Annotated in this window: 15 protein-coding genes; 7 read left to right on the forward strand and 8 right to left on the reverse strand. The window is 62.5% G+C overall.

Annotated features, from left to right (window positions below):
* Positions 1–51 precede the first annotated feature (51 nt).
* Genes ACR65W_RS20900 through purM form a run of 3 tightly spaced genes read right to left on the reverse strand, consistent with a single transcriptional unit; the run spans position 52 to position 2491 of the window.
* Positions 52–765, reverse strand: a complete 714-nt coding sequence (locus ACR65W_RS20900; protein ID WP_434500552.1) for a glutathione S-transferase family protein — start codon at positions 763–765, stop codon at positions 52–54.
* On the reverse strand, positions 762–1433 hold the full coding sequence (gene purN / locus ACR65W_RS20905; RefSeq protein WP_434500551.1) for a phosphoribosylglycinamide formyltransferase: 672 nt from the start codon (positions 1431–1433) through the stop codon (positions 762–764). Before purN ends, ACR65W_RS20900 begins: the two co-directional genes overlap by 4 nt.
* On the reverse strand, positions 1430–2491 hold the full coding sequence (gene purM, locus ACR65W_RS20910; RefSeq protein WP_434500550.1) for a phosphoribosylformylglycinamidine cyclo-ligase: 1062 nt from the start codon (positions 2489–2491) through the stop codon (positions 1430–1432). Before purM ends, purN begins: the two co-directional genes overlap by 4 nt.
* A gap of 148 nt (positions 2492–2639) precedes the next feature.
* Between purM and ACR65W_RS20915 the strand changes: the two genes are divergently transcribed.
* The 3 genes from ACR65W_RS20915 (at position 2640) to ACR65W_RS20925 (ending at position 6426) form a co-directional block, all read left to right on the forward strand.
* Positions 2640–3725 carry a hypothetical protein gene (locus tag ACR65W_RS20915; RefSeq protein WP_434500549.1) on the forward strand — a complete coding sequence of 362 codons (1086 nt, stop codon included), beginning with the start codon at positions 2640–2642 and terminating at the stop codon, positions 3723–3725.
* Positions 3726–3895: 170 nt separating this feature from the next.
* Positions 3896–4612, forward strand: a complete 717-nt coding sequence (locus ACR65W_RS20920; protein WP_434500548.1) for a DUF1013 domain-containing protein — start codon at positions 3896–3898, stop codon at positions 4610–4612.
* Between the two features lie 155 nt (positions 4613–4767).
* On the forward strand, positions 4768–6426 hold the full coding sequence (locus ACR65W_RS20925) for an acyl-CoA synthetase (RefSeq protein WP_434503103.1): 1659 nt from the start codon (positions 4768–4770) through the stop codon (positions 6424–6426).
* A 110-nt stretch (positions 6427–6536) separates the two neighbouring features.
* Here ACR65W_RS20925 and ACR65W_RS20930 read toward each other — a convergent pair whose 3' ends face one another.
* On the reverse strand, positions 6537–6704 hold the full coding sequence (locus ACR65W_RS20930; protein WP_018408675.1) for a hypothetical protein: 168 nt from the start codon (positions 6702–6704) through the stop codon (positions 6537–6539).
* 308 nt (positions 6705–7012) lie between these two features.
* Here ACR65W_RS20930 and ACR65W_RS20935 point away from each other — a divergent pair, with 308 nt between their 5' ends.
* Positions 7013–8839, forward strand: a complete 1827-nt coding sequence (locus tag ACR65W_RS20935) for an ABC transporter transmembrane domain-containing protein (RefSeq protein ID WP_434499985.1) — start codon at positions 7013–7015, stop codon at positions 8837–8839.
* Positions 8840–9262: 423 nt separating this feature from the next.
* The gene (gene guaB / locus ACR65W_RS20940) at positions 9263–10750 is read left to right on the forward strand and encodes an IMP dehydrogenase (protein ID WP_175095083.1); all 1488 of its coding nucleotides are present in this window, start codon (positions 9263–9265) and stop codon (positions 10748–10750) included.
* 622 nt (positions 10751–11372) lie between these two features.
* Here the strand turns inward: guaB and ACR65W_RS20945 are convergent.
* The 4 genes from ACR65W_RS20945 to ACR65W_RS20960 all read right to left on the reverse strand — a co-directional run bounded on the left by ACR65W_RS20945 (position 11373) and on the right by ACR65W_RS20960 (position 15281).
* Positions 11373–12467, reverse strand: a complete 1095-nt coding sequence (locus tag ACR65W_RS20945; protein ID WP_434499986.1) for a helix-turn-helix transcriptional regulator — start codon at positions 12465–12467, stop codon at positions 11373–11375.
* Between the two features lie 107 nt (positions 12468–12574).
* Positions 12575–12973: a c-type cytochrome gene (locus ACR65W_RS20950; protein WP_434499987.1), complete on the reverse strand. Its 399-nt coding sequence runs from the start codon at positions 12971–12973 to the stop codon at positions 12575–12577.
* A 15-nt stretch (positions 12974–12988) separates the two neighbouring features.
* Positions 12989–14062 (reverse strand): metallophosphoesterase family protein, encoded by a 1074-nt coding sequence (locus tag ACR65W_RS20955; RefSeq protein WP_434499988.1) that lies wholly within the window; start codon positions 14060–14062, stop codon positions 12989–12991.
* Positions 14063–14132: 70 nt separating this feature from the next.
* Entirely contained in the window at positions 14133–15281 is a 1149-nt protein-coding gene (locus tag ACR65W_RS20960) for a cytochrome-c peroxidase (RefSeq protein ID WP_434499990.1), read from the reverse strand.
* Positions 15282–15672: 391 nt separating this feature from the next.
* Here ACR65W_RS20960 and ACR65W_RS20965 point away from each other — a divergent pair, with 391 nt between their 5' ends.
* Together ACR65W_RS20965 and acpA are read left to right on the forward strand one after the other, a co-directional pair.
* Positions 15673–16710 carry a cytochrome-c peroxidase gene (locus tag ACR65W_RS20965; protein WP_434499991.1) on the forward strand — a complete coding sequence of 346 codons (1038 nt, stop codon included), beginning with the start codon at positions 15673–15675 and terminating at the stop codon, positions 16708–16710.
* 116 nt (positions 16711–16826) lie between these two features.
* Positions 16827–18263: an acid phosphatase gene (acpA, locus tag ACR65W_RS20970; protein WP_434499992.1), complete on the forward strand. Its 1437-nt coding sequence runs from the start codon at positions 16827–16829 to the stop codon at positions 18261–18263.
* Positions 18264–18588: the final 325 nt, after the last annotated feature.

An 18588-nucleotide genomic window follows, 5' to 3' on the forward strand; every position in this document is an offset into this window, starting at 1 on the left:
TGACGGCGTGATGGCCGGGCCAAGCCCGGCCAAGACGGCCCGACGCGGAAATTAGGCCGCCGCGGTCTCAGGGAAATACGCCTGCATGATCCTGTCGCGATAGGCGACAAGGTTGGCGTTCGCGAGCGCCGCGTCGCGAACGGCGCTCTCCGACATCGGCGATAAGACCGACGCCACAAAGGCGAAGACCGTAGCGTCGGCGCCGCAGAGCGCATCGCCGAAGAGATAGGGCTTGTCGCCGATCAACGTCGCGAGCGCTTCGATGTCGCGCACGCCGAGCGCATCGATTTCCGACGGGCTGTGACGGCCCATACCCTGCGCCCAAAGCGATTTGGCGATCTTGCGGCGAATGAACCATTTCGCCAGCGGGCGCGCGAGGGCGGGCACGCTCGAGAAAAAACGCGCCGGACCGCGTTCGAAATTAGCCTCGTCCATCCAGCGGGTATGGACGATGATCCAATAGAGATGTTCTTCGCACATCTTTTCGACGCACCAGCCGACGGCCTTTTGCGCGTCGCTCAACTGCGCGTCAAAGTCCACGCCGTATGTCTTTTCGATATGGAAGCGAATGAAGGTCGAATCGGCGACGATTTCGCCGTCGTCATGGACATAGGGCTGCTTGCCTTTCGGCGCTTTCGAGAAGCCGCTGCGGTCTTCGACATAGTCGAGGCCCGCCATCTTCAAAAGCACCATCGCTTTCGTCACGAAAGGCGATGCGTCCGGCAGTCCGGCGACAGGGCGGAAGCAGTAAAGCGTGATCGTCATGAAATTCCTTGGATCGGCGTGGTTGCGTCGGGAACAATGAGCGCTGCCTCGCGGGGCGCCGGCGCCGCGAGCACGCGATTGCCTTCGATCCGTACGGCGCCCGACGCGACCAATCGCAGCGCCATCGGATAGATGACATGCTCCTGCGCAAGCACACGGGCGGCGAGCGTCTGCGGCGTGTCATCGTCGAGCACGGGCACGGCGGCCTGCGCGACGATCGGACCTTCGTCCATCTCGGGCACGACGAAATGCACGGTGGCGCCGTGAATCTTTACGCCGTCGGCCAGCGCACGCTCATGCGTGTCGAGTCCGCGATAGGAGGGCAACAGGGCAGGGTGGATGTTGAGCATGCGCCCGCGCCAGAGGCCGACGAACCAGGGCGTGAACATGCGGAGAAAGCCTGCGAGGCAAATGAATTCGATGCGATAGGTTTCCAGCACCAATTGCAGCGAACGCTCGAATTCCTCGCGTCCCGCATAAATCTTGTGGTCGACCGCCGCCGTCGCGACGCCAGCGGCCTTCGCCTTGGCGAGGCCCGGCGCATCGGGGCGATTGGAAAGCACAAGGGCGATTTCAGCCGGAAAGCTGGGGTCCCTGGCGGCGGCGATCAGCGCGTCCATGTTTGAGCCGCGACCCGAGATGAGAATCGCGGTGCGCAGCCGCGTCACAACGTCAGAGTCCCGTGCGTAACGACGCGCTCGCCGTCGGTCTCGATGACTTTGCCGATGCGCACGGGCTTCTCGCCGACGGCGCGCAAGGCCGACTCCACCTCGCCGGCGGCGGGCTCGGAGGCCACCACCACCATGCCGATGCCGCAGTTGAAGGTGCGCAGCATCTCGCTTGCCGCAATGCCTCCCGTCTCGGCGAGCCAACGGAAAACCGGCGGAGGCGCGAACGTCGACAGATCGAGCGCGACGCCTAGCCCGCTTGGCAGCACGCGCGGGAGATTGTCGGGAAAGCCGCCGCCGGTGATATGGGCGAGGGCGACGATTTGCGGCGTCGCCTTCAAGGCCGCGAGCAGGGGCTTCACGTAGATGCGGGTCGGCGTCAACAGCGCCTTGGCCAGATTGAGGTCTCGCGCGAAAGGCGCGGTGGCGCTCCACGCAAGGCCGGCGCGCTTCACAACGCTGCGTACGAGCGAATAGCCATTGGAATGGACGCCGGAGGAGGGGAGTCCGAAAAGCACGTCGCCGGCATGGACATCGCGGGGTAGAAGGCGATTGCGCTCTGCGGCGCCGACCGCGAATCCGGCGAGGTCATAGTCGCCGCGCGCATAGAGGCCGGGCATTTCGGCGGTTTCGCCGCCAAGCAGGGCGCACCCCGCCTCGACGCAGCCGGCGGCGATGCCCTTCACCACCGACGTCGCGACGTTCGGGTCGAGTTTGGCGGCCGCGTAATAATCCAGGAAGAAAAGCGGCTCGGCGCCCTGAACGATCAGGTCATTAACGCACATGGCGACGAGATCGATTCCGATCGTCTCATGCAGACCGGATTCGATCGCGATCTTCACCTTGGTGCCGACGCCGTCGTTTGCCGCGACGAGGACAGGATCGGAAAATCCGGCCGCCTGGAGATCGAACACGCCGCCAAAGCCGCCGATCTCGCCGTCGGCGCCGGAGCGCCGCGTCGAACGCACGGCGGGACGGATCATGTCGACGAACCGATTGCCTGCGTCGATATCGACGCCAGCGTCGGCGTAGGTAAGGCCCGAATTTCTCTGTCGCATTTCATCCTTCGCGTCGTGGGCGCCGCAGTTAGATGGGCGCAAGCGGCGGCGGCTGTCAAATTCGCTCGGAACGGCTACGCTCTTGTGCGTTTGCACAAAGTTTTTTCCGTAGCGCGGCATATGGATGTCCTCGCAAAGGAGCAGCGCCATGAAGTTTCGGTTCACCATTGACGATATCGCGGCCGCCCGCGACGCCGGCGCAATTGACGCGGCGTCCTTCGAGCGGCTGTCGCATTTTCTTGCGTCGCGGCGCGCAGCGATAGCGGAGGTGACGTCCCAAGCGCCGCGCTATGACGTCGTCAACCTGCTTTGGTACGCCGGCGCGCTGATCGTGCTCGGCGCCATGGGCATGTTTTCGACGACGGCCTTTGGCCTTTGGGGCGATAAGGCGCTGCTGGTCACCGCGATCGTCTACGCCGCCATGTTCGCCTTCGCCGGCGCTTATCTCTGGCGTCGGCGCGACCTGCATACGCCCGGCGGGCTGCTCATCGCTTGCGCGGTCGGCATGGCGCCGCTCGCGATCTTCGCGCTGCAGTCGATGTACGACGTCAGTCCGGCGGGGGAGGCGCGCCCCTACCGGGACTTCTACATTTGGATTCAATCCAGCTGGCTTCCCATGGAGCTTGGAACGATCGGCGCGGCGTCTGTCGCGCTGCTCGCCTTTCCCTTTCCGTTCCTCGTCATGATCATCGCCTTCGCGCTTTGGTTCATGTCGATGGATCTGACGCCCTGGCTGATGGGCGTCGCAGAATTTTCATGGGATCAGCGGGCGACGGTGAGCATGTATTTTGGACTCGTCGTTCTCGCCGTGGCCTGGCTCGTCGATCTCAAGCGATGGCGGAACGGCGATTTCGCTTTCTGGCTGCATCTCTTCGGGCTGCTGGCCTTTTGGGGTGGGCTGACGGCCCAGCACAGCGGCAACGAATTGGGTAAGGCGCTCTACTGCGGCGTCAACGTGGGACTGATTTTTCTGTCGCTCTTCCTGATGCGCCGCGTCTATGCGGTATTCGGCGCCGTCGGCGTCACGACTTATCTGAGCTATCTCGCCGGCAGCGTTTTCAAGGATTCGATCCTTTTCCCCTTCGCGCTGTCGGGCATCGGCGTTCTGCTCATCGTCTTCGGCCTCTTGTTTCACCGCTACGGCGCCGCCATCGGCGAAACGATCGGCGAATTGTTGCCGGCGCATTTGCGCGGATTGCGCCCGGCGCATGCCCGCGAGCAGGACTCAGCATGAGCGCTTGCCGAGTTGGCGGCGCTTTAGCGGGAGTTTCCGGATTGATTGCGCTTTAGGCGGCGGCGGATTATATAGGCAAAATCCCAACATGGACGGTCGTTCTGTGGGTCGCTGGCGCCGGGCGGCGCGGCGCCAGACGTCGCCCCCATGCCTGATCAAGGAGTTTGCAGATGGGCAACGCCCCGCTGATGCCGAAGGCCACGGCCGTTTGGCTCGTCGAAAATACATCGTTGACGTTCGATCAGATCGCCGATTTCTGCAAACTGCATCCGCTCGAGGTGAAGGGCATCGCCGACGGCGAGGTCGCGGCTGGGATTCGCGGCCATGATCCGATCACCTCCGGGCAACTCACGCGCGAGGAGATCGAAAAGGCCGAGAAAAATCCGGGCCATCGCCTCCATCTCTCCGTCTCCAAGGTCGTCGTGCCGGAGGTCAAGAAGGCGCGCGGGCCGCGCTATACGCCCCTCTCGCGCCGTCAGGACCGTCCGAATGCGATTCTGTGGCTCGTGCGCAATCATCCGGAGCTGAAGGACGCCCAGGTCATGCGTCTCGTCGGCACTACAAAGACGACGCTGAAGGCGATCCGCGAGCGCACCCACTGGAATTCCGCGGCGCTGACGCCGATGGACCCGGTGACGCTCGGGCTTTGCTCGCAGATCGATCTCGACTTTGAGGTCAATCGCGCGGCGAAGGACAAGCCGGCGACCGTGGAGGATCATGGCCAGACGCTGGTGCCTGCAAGCGTCACCACCAGTCCGCGGCCCGAGCCGTCCACGACCGAGGACGTCTTCGGCAAGGCCAAGCCAGCGGCGCCGCCGGACGATGAAGATAATTTCGACGCCGACCGCGTATTCGGACGGCTCAAGGATGTCGATTTCGGCGAGTAACGACGCTGGTCTTCGCGCGAGCGCCGATTGATCAACCGGTAGCTCGCGCGTATCTTTCACACAGAGCTTAGCCGCGCGGACGTTACGCATATCGCGCTGGCGAGGTCGCTTTCGCCGTGATCCCATTCTCGCTGGCGAACCTTTGGACTCTCCGGATGACCAACTCGCCTTATGATCGCGACCTCGGACGAAATCCCGCCAATTTCCAGCCGCTGACTCCGATCACCTTTCTGGAGCGCGCCGCAGCCGTCTTTCCCGAACGCATCGCGATCGCGCACGGCCAGCTGCGGCGCAATTATCGCGATTTTTACGCCCGCAGCCTGCGGCTCGCGAGCGCGCTGGAGAAGGCGGGGCTTGGTCGCGGCGACACAATCTCCGTCATGCTCGCGAACACGCCGGCGATGCTTGAATGCCACTATGGCGTTCCGATGATGGGCGCGGTGCTTAACACGCTGAATACGCGGCTTGACGCTTCGATCCTCGCCTTCACGCTCGACCATGCCGAGACGAAGGCGCTGATCGTCGATCGGGAGTTCTCGGACGTCATTCGCGAGGCGCTCTCGCTCGCGAAGGCGAAGCCCGTGATCATCGACTACAGCGATCCGGAATATGACGGGCCCGGGGAGCGGTTGGGCTCCGTCGAATATGAGGAGTTCCTGAACTCGGGCGACGCCGATTATCAATGGTCGCCGCCGGAGGACGAATGGGACGCGATCTCGCTCAATTACACCTCCGGAACGACGGGCGATCCGAAAGGCGTCGTTTATCATCATCGCGGCGCCTATCTGACCGCGCTTGGCAATGTCCTCACCGGCGACATGGGCCGCCACCCGGTCTATCTGTGGACGCTGCCGATGTTCCATTGCAACGGCTGGTGTTTCCCTTGGTCGATTTCGGTCAACGCCGGAACCCATGTCTGTCTAAGGCAAGTGCGCGCGGGCCACATCTACGAGTTGATGGCGGAGCACGGCGTCACGCATCTGTGCGGCGCGCCCATCGTCATGTCGACGCTGCTCAACGCGACTGATTCGGAAAAGAAGCCGCTGACGCGAACCGCGCGCTTCTTTACCGCCGCCGCGCCGCCGCCGCAGGCGGTTCTCGCCGGCATGAAAGCGGCCGGATTCGAAGTCACGCATCTTTATGGACTGACCGAAACCTATGGCCCCGCCGCCGTCAATGAATGGCACGACGACTGGGATTCGCTGGACAGCGCCGCGCAGGCGCAGATGAAGGCGCGCCAAGGCGTGCGCTATCTCGTTCTTGAAAATCTCGACGTGATTGACCCCGACACCATGCAGCCGGTGCCGCGCGACGGCGCGACGATGGGCGAGGTCATGTTCCGCGGCAACGTCGTCATGAAGGGCTATCTGAAGAACAAGAGCGCCTCGGAGAAAGCCTTCCACGGCGGCTGGTTTCATTCAGGCGATCTTGGCGTGCGCCATCCCGACGGATATATCCAGCTGAAGGACCGTTCGAAGGACATCATTATTTCGGGCGGCGAAAATATTTCCTCGATCGAAGTGGAAGACGCGCTGTTTCGCCATCCCAAGGTGCGAGCCGCCGCGGTGGTCGCCGCCCCTGACGACAAATGGGGTGAAACGCCTTGCGCCTTCGTCGAGCTGAAGGATGGCGAACAGGCGAGCGCGGAGGAGTTGATCGATTGGACGCGCCAGCATCTGGCCCATTTCAAATGCCCGCGCCACGTCGTCTTTTGCGAGTTGCCGAAGACCTCGACAGGGAAGATTCGCAAATATGTTCTGCGCGAACGCGCTCGAGAAATCTGGCCGGCGAGCGCGACGACGGCGTCACTTTAAAGGATCCGAAGGAACGGCCCAAAAAGAGAAGCCAGCAGTCTTTACGACTGCCGGCTTCGCGTCGGGGGCGGAAGGCCGAAACTTTCCGCGCCCCGCTATGTCGCTTGAATCTAGAAGAAGAGTCCGAGGCAGCCGCCAGCCAGAGCGCCGACGACAGCCGCCGCGATCGTGTTCGGAATGCCGCCAAGCGCGACAGAGGCGAGACCGCCGAGGATCACGGCGCCGATGCCAGCGAAGATGTAGGTGTTCGTGGTGATTTCGAGTTCTTTCTGAGCCATCGTTCTTCACTCCTCTTATTTTCGTTCCCTGAGTCGCGCCTTGTCCGCCGGCGCATTCTCATCCCATGGGCGCGTCATTTCGACGCAGGCGGGAGGTTAGCACAAGTTGGCGCTGAGTCAATTGCGTGTGCGACAGGATGTCGCGCATGTAACCAAATGATAGATATAATGCTTCGCTGTTTATACGATTATAGCCGCTCAAGAGGGAAAAAGAAATTTCGATTTCGACGCGCTTCTGCGTCGGTTTCGGTCGCGAAGCGCCCGCTTCAATTCGTTTTCGTCGAACACGGACGCTATACCCCCAGCCGATGACAAAAAAGAACGCTGACGTCGATTCCGTCGATCCCGTGGCGCGCAAACCGGATCGCGGTTTGAAAGCGACACTCTCTCCGCTTCGGCCCTTGCTGCCCTATGCGCTGCGCTACAAGCGAACGATCGCGTTCGCCTTTGTCGCGCTCCTCATGGCGGCGGGCGCGACTCTCACCTTGCCGCTCGCCGTGCGCGGCATGATCGACCACGGCTTTTCGGCCGACAGCGCCGGCGCGGTGAACGCCTATTTCGGCGCAATGATCGCAGTCGCCGCGACGCTCGCGATCGCGTCGGGCACACGCTACTATTTCGTCATGACGCTCGGCGAACATGTGGTCGCCGACCTGCGCGCCGATCTCTTCAAACACCTCACAGCGCTCGACGCCGCTTTCTACGACACCGCGAAAACGGGCGAGCTTCTCTCGCGGCTGACCGCCGACACGACGCAGCTGAAATCCGCCTTTGGCTCATCGGCGTCGGTCGCGCTGCGCAATCTCTTCATGTTCTTCGGCGCAATCATCATGATGGTGGCGACGAGCCCCAAGCTTGCCGGTATGACGCTCGCGGCCATCCCGATCATCGTTCTGCCGCTCATCGCGTCGGGCCGGGCCGTGCGCCGACGCTCCCGCTCCGCTCAGGACACGCTCGCGCAGGCTTCCGCCTATGCCGGGGAAAATCTCTCGGCCGTGCGCGCCATGCAGGCGAACGGCGCGCAGGCGTCGACGACGGCGCGATTCACGCGCGCGGTGGTGGCCGCCTATGACGCGGCGCAGGCGGCGACGCTGCTTCGCGCCTTCGTGACCGCCGGAGCCATTCTCGTCGTCTTCACGAGCGTGGTCGGCGTGCTCTGGTTGGGAGCCCAGGACGTGCTCGCCGGACACATGACGTCGGGCGTTCTGTCCCAGTTCGTTCTCTATGCGGTGCTTGGCGCAAGCTCGCTCGGCGAGCTCACGCAGACCTGGAGCGAGCTCTCCGCCGCCGCCGGCGCGGCGGGCCGCATCGCCGAAATTCTTGCCATTCAACCGCGCATCGTGGCCCCGGCGCGGCCGACGCCGCCGCCCGCGCGCTGGCGGGGACGCATCGCCTTCGATCATGTGCGCTTCGCCTATGCGACGGCGCCAGAGAAGGCTGCGCTGCAGGATTTCTCGCTCGTCGTCGCGCCCGGCGAGCGCGTCGCGCTGGTCGGGCCGTCCGGCGCGGGCAAATCGACAACCTTTGCGTTGCTCCTTCGCTTCTACGACGTCGACTCCGGCTCCATTACTCTGGACGGGGTCGACCTGCGCGATCTTGATCCTGTGGCGCTGCGCAGGGCGATCGCGCTCGCTCCGCAGGATCCGGTGATCTTCGGGCTCTCCGTCGCCGAAAATATCGCCTACGGCCGTGACGACGCGTCGAGCGGGAAGATCGTCGCCGCGGCGAAGCGCGCTCAAGCGCACGACTTCATCATGGCGCTGCCGATGGGCTACGACACGCTGCTCGGCGAGCGCGGCATCACGCTTTCTGGCGGGCAGCGCCAGCGCCTCGCCATCGCGCGCGCAATTCTCGCCGACGCGCCGGTGCTGCTCCTGGACGAAGCCACTTCGGCGCTCGACGCCGAGAACGAGGCTTTGGTGCAGGCGGCGCTGCATGACGTCATGCAGGGGCGCACGAGTCTGGTCATCGCCCATCGTCTGGCGACCGTGTTGGAAGCAGATCGAATCATCGTGATCGACGAAGGACGCATCGTCGAGCAGGGCACGCACGCGAGTCTGACCGCCGCCGGCGGCCTTTATGCGCGGCTTGCGAAACTGCAGTTCGACACCGACCGCGCCGGCGCCGCCGCCTGAGCGCGGATGCGTCTTCGTTGACGCCAAGGTTCCTTGAAGTTGCGCGCCTCCGGGTCGCCGAAAAATCATGTCCGCATCGCCGACAAAAAATCATGTCCGCGTGCCGACATATGTGTCGATGGTGGCGCCAGGTCAGCGCGAGGTTCGCCATACATCGAAGAAATCGTTCAGCACGCGAGCGATGCCTTCTCGGCTGCCGACCGCGCATACGCCTGGCGCGCCAACGAGGCCTGCGCACTCGGACTCTCAAACGGAGCCGTCCACGAAGGCTCTGTCCTGCGGCTGTTCAAGGCGAGATTTCCTGTCATTTGCCTTCGTCCTGAATAATGCTATGAGCACGCGCCAACCCCAGACGGCGCAGGCCGTCAAATTTCCATCCTGCGGCTGACGCGTTTGCATCGCCGCTCAGAGGAGTTGGCGCCAATGGCCATATCGCCCGTCACGTTGACCGAGGCATTGACCTTCGACGACGTGTTGCTGCGGCCCGGCCATTCGCGGGTAATGCCCTCCGCCGTCGATGTCACGACCCGGCTGACGCGCGAGATCACGCTTAATCTGCCGATCGTTTCGGCCGCGATGGACACCGTCACCGAGGCGCGTCTCGCGATCGCCATGGCGCAGGCGGGCGGCATCGGCGTCATCCACCAGAACCTGTCGCCCGCCGCGCAAGCCGCCGAGGTGCGCAAGGTCAAGCGCTACGAAAGCGGCATGGTGATCGACCCGATCACCATTTTCCCCGACGAAACCCTCGCCGACGCGCTCGCTCTGATGGCGGGCCACGGCATTTCGGGAATTCCGGTCGTCGAGCGCGCCAGCGACGGCGGCAGGGGCAAGCTCGTGGGCATTCTCACCAATCGCGACGTGCGCTTCGCCCAGGACCGCAGCCAATCCGTGGCCGAGCTGATGACGAAAAAGCTCATCACGGTCCAAGAAGGCGTGGGGCAGGCGGAGGCGCAGCGGCTGCTTCACGAACATCGCATCGAGAAACTGCTCGTCGTCGACGAGGATTACCGCTGCGTCGGCCTCGTCACCGTCAAGGACATCGAGAAGGCGACGCAGCATCCCTACGCCTGCAAGGATCACGAGGGGCGGCTGCGCGTCGCCGCCGCCTCGACCGTCGGCGACCACGGCTTCGAGCGCGCGCTTCAGCTCATCGACGCCGGCGTCGACTGCGTGGTGATCGACACCGCGCATGGTCATTCGCAGTCAGTGATCGACCAAGTGATGCGGGTCAAGAAGGCGTCGAACAAGGTCTCGATCATCGCCGGCAACATCGCCACCGCCGAAGCGGCCAAGGCGCTGATCGGCGCCGGCGCCGACGCGATCAAAGTCGGCATCGGCCCCGGCTCGATCTGCACGACGCGCATCGTTGCGGGCGTCGGCGTGCCGCAGCTCACCGCGATCATGGAGGCCGCGGACGAAGCGCGCAAAGCCGACGTGCCGGTGATCGGCGACGGCGGCGTCAAATATTCCGGCGACCTCGCCAAGGCGATCGCGGCAGGCGCCGACGTCGTCATGATCGGCTCGCTGTTCGCTGGAACCGAGGAGTCGCCCGGCGAGGTGTTTTTGTATCAGGGCCGCTCGTTCAAGGCCTATCGCGGCATGGGTTCAGTGGGCGCGATGACCGCAGGGTCGGCGACCCGCTATTTCCAGGGCGACGTGAAGGAACAGCTCAAACTTGTTCCTGAGGGCATCGAAGGACAGGTGCCCTATCGTGGCCCGATCGCGCCGATTCTCTACCAGCTCGCGGGCGGCCTGCGCGCGGCGATGGGCTATGTGGGCGCGCCGACGGTCAAGGAATTCCAGGAGCGTGCACAGTTCGTGCGCATCACCAACGCCGGATTGCGGGAGAGCCATGTGCATGACGTCGCGATCACCCGCGAGAGCCCGAACTATCCGACGGGCGTCTAATGCGCCGGGCAAAAAAATGGGGCCGCGCAACGGCCCCTAAGAGATGGGAGAAAAGTCGAGGAGGAAACATCCTGGTAAAAGTCTCGCCTGAGAAGTGAGCGCCAGATAAGCGAACAATGAGAGCATATGCGCTCGTCCAACTCCTTGCGCCTCTCACTGTTCACAAAAAAAACTACGACCAAAATCGCTTCTCCGCGTCATTCGAATTGATGATGACGGCAGTTTTTTTGAAGCGTGGCTCAAGTATTCGTCGAGAGCAGGTTCCGAAAAAGTTGACAGACTTTTTCGATGAGAACCTGCTCCAATATTTTGATTTTCGAGCGCTTCCCTCCCGATCACATGTGTCGATCTCTGATGGTGCGCCCTTAAGCTGACGTGGGCGAACAGAGGGCCTCGCGAAGACCCTCCAAATTTAAGCTCAAAAGGGCTGCTGAAAGAGCCGGGCTCAAAAGGCAGGCTGAAAATTGAGCGCGTAGTATCGAACCCCGAGTTACTGAAGCGTCCGCGGCAATTTCGTCCGCCCCCCCGACGTTCGAGAAAACGTTAAGACGAAAGAAAGGGGCCGGCATCATCCAAACGGATGAGGCCGACCCCTCAATTGCTTGAAATCAAATGTATACGCTTATTCGCCCTTTGGCGGGTTGAGCGGGGCGAGTCCACCCAGGAGCGCGACCACCTCCGCCTGACGGTTGCATCCGGTTTTCTCCATCACGCCGCGCAGATGCGTGCGCACGGTGTTGCGCGACACGGACTGCTCGGTGGCGATTTCCTCGAGCGTCTTGCCCGTGACAAGTCCGCGCGCGACGCGCGCCTCGGCCGGCGTGAGGTCATAGAGGGACTGAACCAATTCGATCGCCGGCGCCTGCGGCGAACCCACCGGGGTCATCACCAGAACCGCCGCGCAACGCACGAAAATGTCGCGCGCCGCGCCGCGGATCGGCACCAGATTGGCGATCATTGGGCTTTCGTCTTCGCCAGCCCGGGCGGCGAAGGATTTCGGCGCGCCGACGAGATCGTCGTCGAGCGTGTCCATCGCCTGACGCAGCAGCCCGTCGGCGGAGGCGTCGACGAGCGACACGCGGTCATGGGCGCGCCAGCGGACGTATTTGTTCAGCGCATTGCTCGGGTCATTGGCGGAGATGACGCGCCCGTCTTCGTCAAGCACGAGCGCCGGAAGGCCGATGAGCGCGAAGGTTTCGCCGGCGACGCGCGCGCGCTCGAGTTGCAGACGGGTGGCGAGGAAGGCGGCGCGCGCAAGGTGAGGCCGCAATTCGTCGAGCTTGCGGATGACGGACGGCTCGACCGGTCCGCGGTTATGCGCGCGTTCGAGGCAGATGATGCCAGTGTCGCCGGTGGGCAGCGAGATCGCCGTCGCCGCGCTGAACCCCAGCCCGCGTGGCCGCAGGAAGTCGCTATAGTTGGTGTCGCGCTCAAGCTCCTCCGCCGTATAGACGTCGTCGTCGGTAAGGAATCCCGGATGGCGGCGACTGAACAGCCTGCCGCCGCGCGTGCAGTTGCTCAGCCAGTCGCCGCGCATGAAGTTCTCGACATGTTCGCAGATCGCCGGAGACGCCGTCCAGCGGGAGACTTTTTCGCGCGCCGCGAACAGCACGCCGCCCTGCGCCTCGGCAAGATGTGAAAGCTCGTCGAGCACGTCGGGCCACATGTCCGGCGCGAAGGAGCATTCGTAAATACGATCGATGAGTTCCTGAACCATATTCAATATCTCTTGCTGGCGGTCGCGCTAAAGGCGCGTGCGCTTTGAAATAAACCGTATGCAAACGTGCGGCCGGCGAGATGGTTCCAGCCGGCCGCGAATTTGGGTCAGTGCTTGCCGGCGTCGATCGCGACTCCCTTGCGCTCCTTATGAATATAAGCGACGAGCGCCGTCATCTTCGGATCGTCGGCCGGAAGCGCGGCTCCCTGCAGCGGGTTTCTGATACACCAGTTCACCATTTCGAACAGCTGCGCGACCTTGCCGAGCTGCTTTTGGAATTTCGGGTAAGTCTCCGGATGGGTGTTGGCGGCGTTGGGATGGCACTGCGCGCAGGCCACGCCGTTCGTGCCGACGGCTCCGCTGGTCCAAAGCTCCCGGCCTTTCTTCGCGACGGAATCAAATTCGCCCTGCCAGCGGTCGACGTCCGTCGTCGTAAATTCGTCGGCGAGCGTTGCCGGCGAAAGCAGCACAGCGCCCAAAACAAGCGCAATCGTAAAGCGGCGCATCGTCATTCTCCTCGACTAGTAATGCAGTTGCGGCGCCTTGCGGACGATCGCCTCTTGATATTTCTTGTCGACAGGCTTTCCGAGCTTCGGATCGTAGCCGACGACGCGCTCCTGGTTGTCCCACAGCTGATAGCGCGCGGTGACGCGGCCGGAGTTGACGTCGATCATCTGCCAGCCTGTGGCGTCGCGTTCGAAGAAGGGGTCAGCGCGGTTCATCGGAACCGTCAGCACAGGAACATGCGCGCCAGCTTGCGCATAAGTGTCGGGATATGGCCAGGGCCAGGCCGTCGCCATCACCGCATTGAAGGCGATGTTGCCGATCTGATTGTACTGGATCTGGTGCACATGGCCGTAGATCACATTGACGGTCTTGAACGGCTGCAACAGCTCCTGCACCTGCTCGGCGTCGTCGGTCCAGAAATTCCAGCCCTTGTAAATCTTCTGCAGCGGCGAATGCGAGAAGACGATGAGCGGCGTGTCCTTGGACACTTTGCTGAGATCATCCTTGAGCCAGGCGCGCTGCTTTTCGCCGACCATGAACGGCGAACCGTTGGGATTGTCGAGGCCGGCCATCTCGAGCATGCGCTGCTCGGCCGTCGGCCACCGATGAAACGTCCATTCATCCGTCGTGAGAATCGAATTCAAGACGACGAAATGGACGCCCTTGTGGTCGAAGCTGTACCACTGCGGACCATAGAGCTTTGACCAATACTCGCCGAGGTCGAGATAATAGTCATGCTCGCCCATGACGCAGTGGAGCTTGCCCTTCACATGCGAAAGCATTTCGCCGCCGTGATCGAGCTCCTCCTTCTTGCCGAGCTGCGCGAGATCGCCGCCGAACATGACGAAATCGGCTTCAGGGAGGATGAGATTGGCCTCGGCGACGGCGCGCTTCAGGCCCATGTCCCAGTTGCGCACGAAGCTCGCGCCTTTGATCTGCTGAATGTGCGAATCGGAAATATAAGTGAAGCTGAAATCCTCGCGCGTTCCGCCGAAGGCGAGGCGCACCATGGAGATCGGCAGGGTCGTGAGCGTTCCAGCGGCGGCGCCGGCGGCGATCACGCTGCGTCGGGTGATGAGTCTGGTCATTTCTATCCTCCCTCGCGACTTCGCGCTCTCGTGACGACGCCGCTTGTTTTCTCCTGCGCTTTTCTCGCTGTTATTTTGTCTGCGCCGTCACATAGGCGGGACTCGTCAGCGTCTCCAGGAAGGCGACGAGGTCGTCGATCTGCTGATCCTTCAAATCCAGCGGCCGAATGCCGCCGGAGAGATAGGGATTGATCGGCGTCGGATCGCCGGGGCTCTTTCCGCCCTCGTTGTAATGCTTGACCACGTCTTTGAGCGTTTTGAGCGAACCGTCATGCATATAAGGCGCGGTCATTGCGATATTGCGCAGCGTCGTGGTTTTGAAGGCGCCGATTTCGTCGAAGGAATTTGTGACGGCGAAGCGGCCGAGTTCGGAGACCTTCGGATCGGCGAGCACCGTCTTGTCGACGGAGGCGCCAGCCGCTTTGGCCTTGAGGAATTCGGCGGCGAGGCGCGGCACGTCGTTTTGGATGCGGTTGATGCCGACGCCGATATTGTGGAACCGATTGTCGGTGAAGAGCGCCTGCGTCTGTTCGATGACATGGCAGGAGATACACCGTCCCTGGCCGACATAAAGCTCGAAGCCGCGCTTGGCCTGATCGCTGATGGCGTTGCGGTCGCCGCCGAAATACCATTTGTCGAAGGGCGAATCGCCCGAGATGACCGTGCGCTCGAAGCTCGCGATCGCCTTTTTGACGTCGTCCATCGTCACGTCTCGACCGCTCTTGCCGAACGCCTTCTTGAAACCGTCGACATAGGCGGGATCTTCGCGAACGATCTTGAGCACCGGCTCGTGATCGGGCAGCCCCATTTCGACGGGGTTGACCATCGGGTGCTGCGACTGATCCTCCAGCGAGATCGAGCGCCCGTCCCAGAACTGCGAGGTGTAAAAGGCCGCGTTGATGACCGACGGGGCGTTGCGCGTGCCGGTCAGCTTGTGGTGACCCTCGGAAACCCGCAACGGACTGTCCGTGAAAGCTTTTTTGTCGTTATGACAGGTCGAGCAGCTCACCGTGCCGTCGATCGAGAAGCGCGCGTCATGGAACAGCTTGTCGCCGAGCGCGATCTTTTCCGGCGACTGCGGATTGTCCGCCGGAACCGGGACTTTTGGCAGGCCGAGCGGCTCGGCCCTCGCCCAGCCGCCGGCGGCGAGCAGCGCCGCAAGCGGAAGCGCAACAAGCGCCGTCTCAACGGATTTGCGAAACTTAGGAACGCGCGCCATGAGCCCCTCCGCGACCGCTCGGCTTCTCGCCGGCTTTGTTTTCACGTTAAGTTTGCTCTGCTTTTAGCGGCAGGGCAAGTCATGCCTGTGACGCTCGGCACAGCCGTCAAAGAACTCGCCGGACGAATATTCCGTCATGGCGAGTAATGATTGTGCATTGCATTAAAGTGGCGCAATAAACCGCACGATCTCCTGCTTGGCCTGTGCTTGGCGTTCCGTTCTGGTGCTACGGTCTTCTGGTCGTGTTCATGCTACACTGGATTGTTTTTAAAGAGGTCACTCCCCAGGCGCCCTTCCGCCGCCAGCGTGGCTGTGGTAGCTGAGGTCCGCAGAGAGGCCTTCCTCGCGGCGCGAAACAGCGCCTCCGCAAAATCAACTGCAGGAGTAAGGGATGTATTTGACCAGGTTCGCCGCGCTCGCAGCGACTCTGCTGGCGCCGGCCATGGCCGTCGCGGGCGATTTGCGCGCCGACGCCAACGCGGTCTTCAAGCCGATCGACGCCGCGAGCGTCGCGAGCGTCGTCAAGAATAACGAGATCACGCCCGCCAAGATCGACCTCGGCAGCAAGCTCTTTTTCGATCCGCGACTTTCGAAGAGTCAGATCATCAGCTGCAACAGCTGTCACAATCTCGGAACCGGCGGCGTTGACGCCGGCCCGACGTCGATCGGCCACGGATGGGCGAAAGGACCGCGCCGCGCGCCGACAGTTCTCAACGCCGTATTCAACGTCGCGCAATTTTGGGACGGGCGCGCCGTCGACCTTAAGGCGCAAGCGAAAGGCCCGGTTCAGGCCGACGTCGAAATGAACAACACGCCGGCGCAGGTCGAAAAGATGCTGAACAGCATGCCGGCCTATGTCGCGGAGTTCAAGGCCGCCTTTCCGGCCGACCCGAAGCCGGTCAGCTTCGACAACATGGCGAAGGCCATCGAGGCTTTTGAGGCGACGCTGACGACGCCAAATGCGCCATTCGACAAGTTCCTGAAGGGCGACGTCAACGCGCTCAATGACGTCGAGAAAAAAGGCCTGCGTCTTTTCATCGACAAGGGCTGCGCCGCTTGTCACGGCGGCGTCAACATCGGCGGCAACGGCTATTTCCCCTTCGGCGTCGCTCAAAAGCCGAGCGTCGAAATCATGCCCGTCGCCGACAAGGGCCGCTCCAAGGTCACCAATGACGTAGCGGACGACTTCGTCTTCCGCTCTGCGCCGCTGCGCAACGTGGCTCTGCGCGCGCCTTACTTCCACACCGGCTCTGTCTGGACCCTGGAAGAGGCGGTCGACCTGATGGCCAAAGACCAGCTCGGCGAAAATCTCTCCGATCCGGACATCAAGGCGATCGTCGCATTCCTCGGGACTCTGAATGGCGACCAGCCTAAGGCGGTCTATCCGGTGCTGCCGCCACGCACCAAGGACACGCCGCTTCCGCAGTAAGCGGGCTTGAGCGAAGGGCCCGTTAAATTGAAAAGAAGACGGCGCCGTCACAAATGGTGCGGCGTCGCCAATTAAATTCTCCGCGCGGCGCAGCGCCGCGCGGAGAACGCCTGTCAATGAAAGCCGTCGGACGATTCGTAATCTCGCTCGCCATTTGTGCGACAGCGGCCTGCGCCTGCGCCGCGGCGCAGGAACAGCAAGATCCTTTCGCGCGAATTGGCCATGTCGTCGTCATTTTCACCGAGAATCGCAGCTTCGATCATGTGTTCGGGCTGTTTCCCGGCGCCGAGGGCGTCAACTCGGCGCAGCACCCGCCACAAGTGGATTTTGATGGACGGCCGCTGACCGCGCTGCCGCGTCCGCGCGCCGACGATCGCTTTCCGCGGCGCTTGCCGAACGCGCCCTTTCGTCTCGAGCCCTTCGTCGACATCGATGGACGCACCATGGATCCGGTCCATGATTTCTATCTCGAGCAGGAGCAGATCGACGGCGGAAAAATGGACCGATTCGTCGAGGCGTCGAACGCTGGCGCGCTTGTCATGGGCTATTACGACGGTTCAGAGCTCAAGCAGTGGGCGCTCGCCAAGGAATTCACGCTCGCCGACCATTTTTTCCATGCGGCGTTCGGCGGCTCGATGCTCAATCATTTCTTCCTGATCTGCGGTTGCGCGCCGACCTTCGACAATCCGGTGGAGGCGACCAGAAAGAAATTTCTGCCAAAGCTCGCGGCGATCAAGGATTCGCAGGGCGCCGAACTCACGATTCGCGAGCGCGAAGAGGATTCGCCGGCAAGCGTGCTTGACGGTCCGCCGCGGCATAAGCGGTTTGGCCGACTGACGATCGACTTGGAGGCGATCGGCACGCTCCAGCCAGGGAACGCCATTTCCAAGCATGACAAGACGGAAGCGCAGGAGCGGCTTCCGCCGGCGCACGCGCCGACGATTGGCGACCGGCTGACGGAGAAGAACGTAACTTGGGCTTGGTACGCCGGCGGGTGGCGCGATGTCATCGAAGGCCGCCTTAAGCCGTATGAAGACAAGCCGGACGCCTTCCAGACCCACCATCAGCCGTTCGCCTATTTCGCCAATTACGCCGAAGGTCGAGAAGGCCGCGCCCACCTCAAGGACGCCGACGAGTTCTTCCAGGCGATCGACAAGGGCGAGCTGCCGCAGGTCAGCTTCTACAAGCCGCTGGGCGTCTTCAACGGGCACCCGGACTATTCCGCTCTCGCGGCCGGCGACGCCCATGTGGGAGATGTCGTCGCGCGGCTGCGCAAGAGCCCGAACTGGGCCGACATGCTGATCATCGTCACGGCCGACGAAAATGGCGGGTTCTGGGATCACGTCGCGCCGCCGCGACGCGATCGGTTCGGCCCGGGAGCCCGCGTGCCGACGCTCATCATCTCTCCCTTCGCCAAGAAGGGCTTCGTCGATAAGACTGTCTACGACACCCTCTCCGTGCTGCGCACGATCGAGCGCCGTTTCGGCGTTGCGCCGCTTTCCGAGCGCGACGCGAGGGCGACGGATCTGCGCAATGCCCTGGTCGCGCCATGAGTTCAGATCGATTTCCGCAAGAGGGTCTGTCCAACTGGCGAGGAGGCCGCCACAAACAGCCACGGTAATGCCAAAAAATTGCTGTTCATGGCGCCACGCTGATTAACTAGCTGATACAAAGCGATCTTGCTCGTCGGACCACAGGCCCATTCGTAGTCCTACCCAACCCACAAGAGTGGTTATGACACCATCCACTAGGGTTGCATTAGCTATTCGATAGATTGTTTTCCTCTATACTAACGGGTATTGTGAATATTGGGGGTTATTGGAATGTTGCGGCACGCTGAGCTGGGTCTGCGGTCTGCTCTTTCAAGGGGGCGGATTT

Origin of the sequence: Methylocystis sp. (assembly GCF_051062815.1) — a bacterium.
Lineage (GTDB): Bacteria > Pseudomonadota > Alphaproteobacteria > Rhizobiales > Beijerinckiaceae > Methylocystis.

Coding starts and splice junctions, on each gene's coding strand:
- ACR65W_RS20955 (WP_434499988.1), bottom strand. CDS start 14,062: ATGACCAGACTCATCACCCGACGCAGCGTGATCGCCGCCGGCGCCGCC.
- guaB (WP_175095083.1), top strand. CDS start 9,263: ATGGCCATATCGCCCGTCACGTTGACCGAGGCATTGACCTTCGACGAC.
- ACR65W_RS20935 (WP_434499985.1), top strand. CDS start 7,013: ATGACAAAAAAGAACGCTGACGTCGATTCCGTCGATCCCGTGGCGCGC.
- acpA (WP_434499992.1), top strand. CDS start 16,827: ATGAAAGCCGTCGGACGATTCGTAATCTCGCTCGCCATTTGTGCGACA.
- ACR65W_RS20945 (WP_434499986.1), bottom strand. CDS start 12,467: ATGGTTCAGGAACTCATCGATCGTATTTACGAATGCTCCTTCGCGCCG.
- ACR65W_RS20925 (WP_434503103.1), top strand. CDS start 4,768: ATGACCAACTCGCCTTATGATCGCGACCTCGGACGAAATCCCGCCAAT.
- ACR65W_RS20930 (WP_018408675.1), bottom strand. CDS start 6,704: ATGGCTCAGAAAGAACTCGAAATCACCACGAACACCTACATCTTCGCT.
- ACR65W_RS20960 (WP_434499990.1), bottom strand. CDS start 15,281: ATGGCGCGCGTTCCTAAGTTTCGCAAATCCGTTGAGACGGCGCTTGTT.
- ACR65W_RS20920 (WP_434500548.1), top strand. CDS start 3,896: ATGGGCAACGCCCCGCTGATGCCGAAGGCCACGGCCGTTTGGCTCGTC.
- ACR65W_RS20950 (WP_434499987.1), bottom strand. CDS start 12,973: ATGCGCCGCTTTACGATTGCGCTTGTTTTGGGCGCTGTGCTGCTTTCG.
- ACR65W_RS20915 (WP_434500549.1), top strand. CDS start 2,640: ATGAAGTTTCGGTTCACCATTGACGATATCGCGGCCGCCCGCGACGCC.
- ACR65W_RS20965 (WP_434499991.1), top strand. CDS start 15,673: ATGTATTTGACCAGGTTCGCCGCGCTCGCAGCGACTCTGCTGGCGCCG.
- ACR65W_RS20900 (WP_434500552.1), bottom strand. CDS start 765: ATGACGATCACGCTTTACTGCTTCCGCCCTGTCGCCGGACTGCCGGAC.
- purM (WP_434500550.1), bottom strand. CDS start 2,491: ATGCGACAGAGAAATTCGGGCCTTACCTACGCCGACGCTGGCGTCGAT.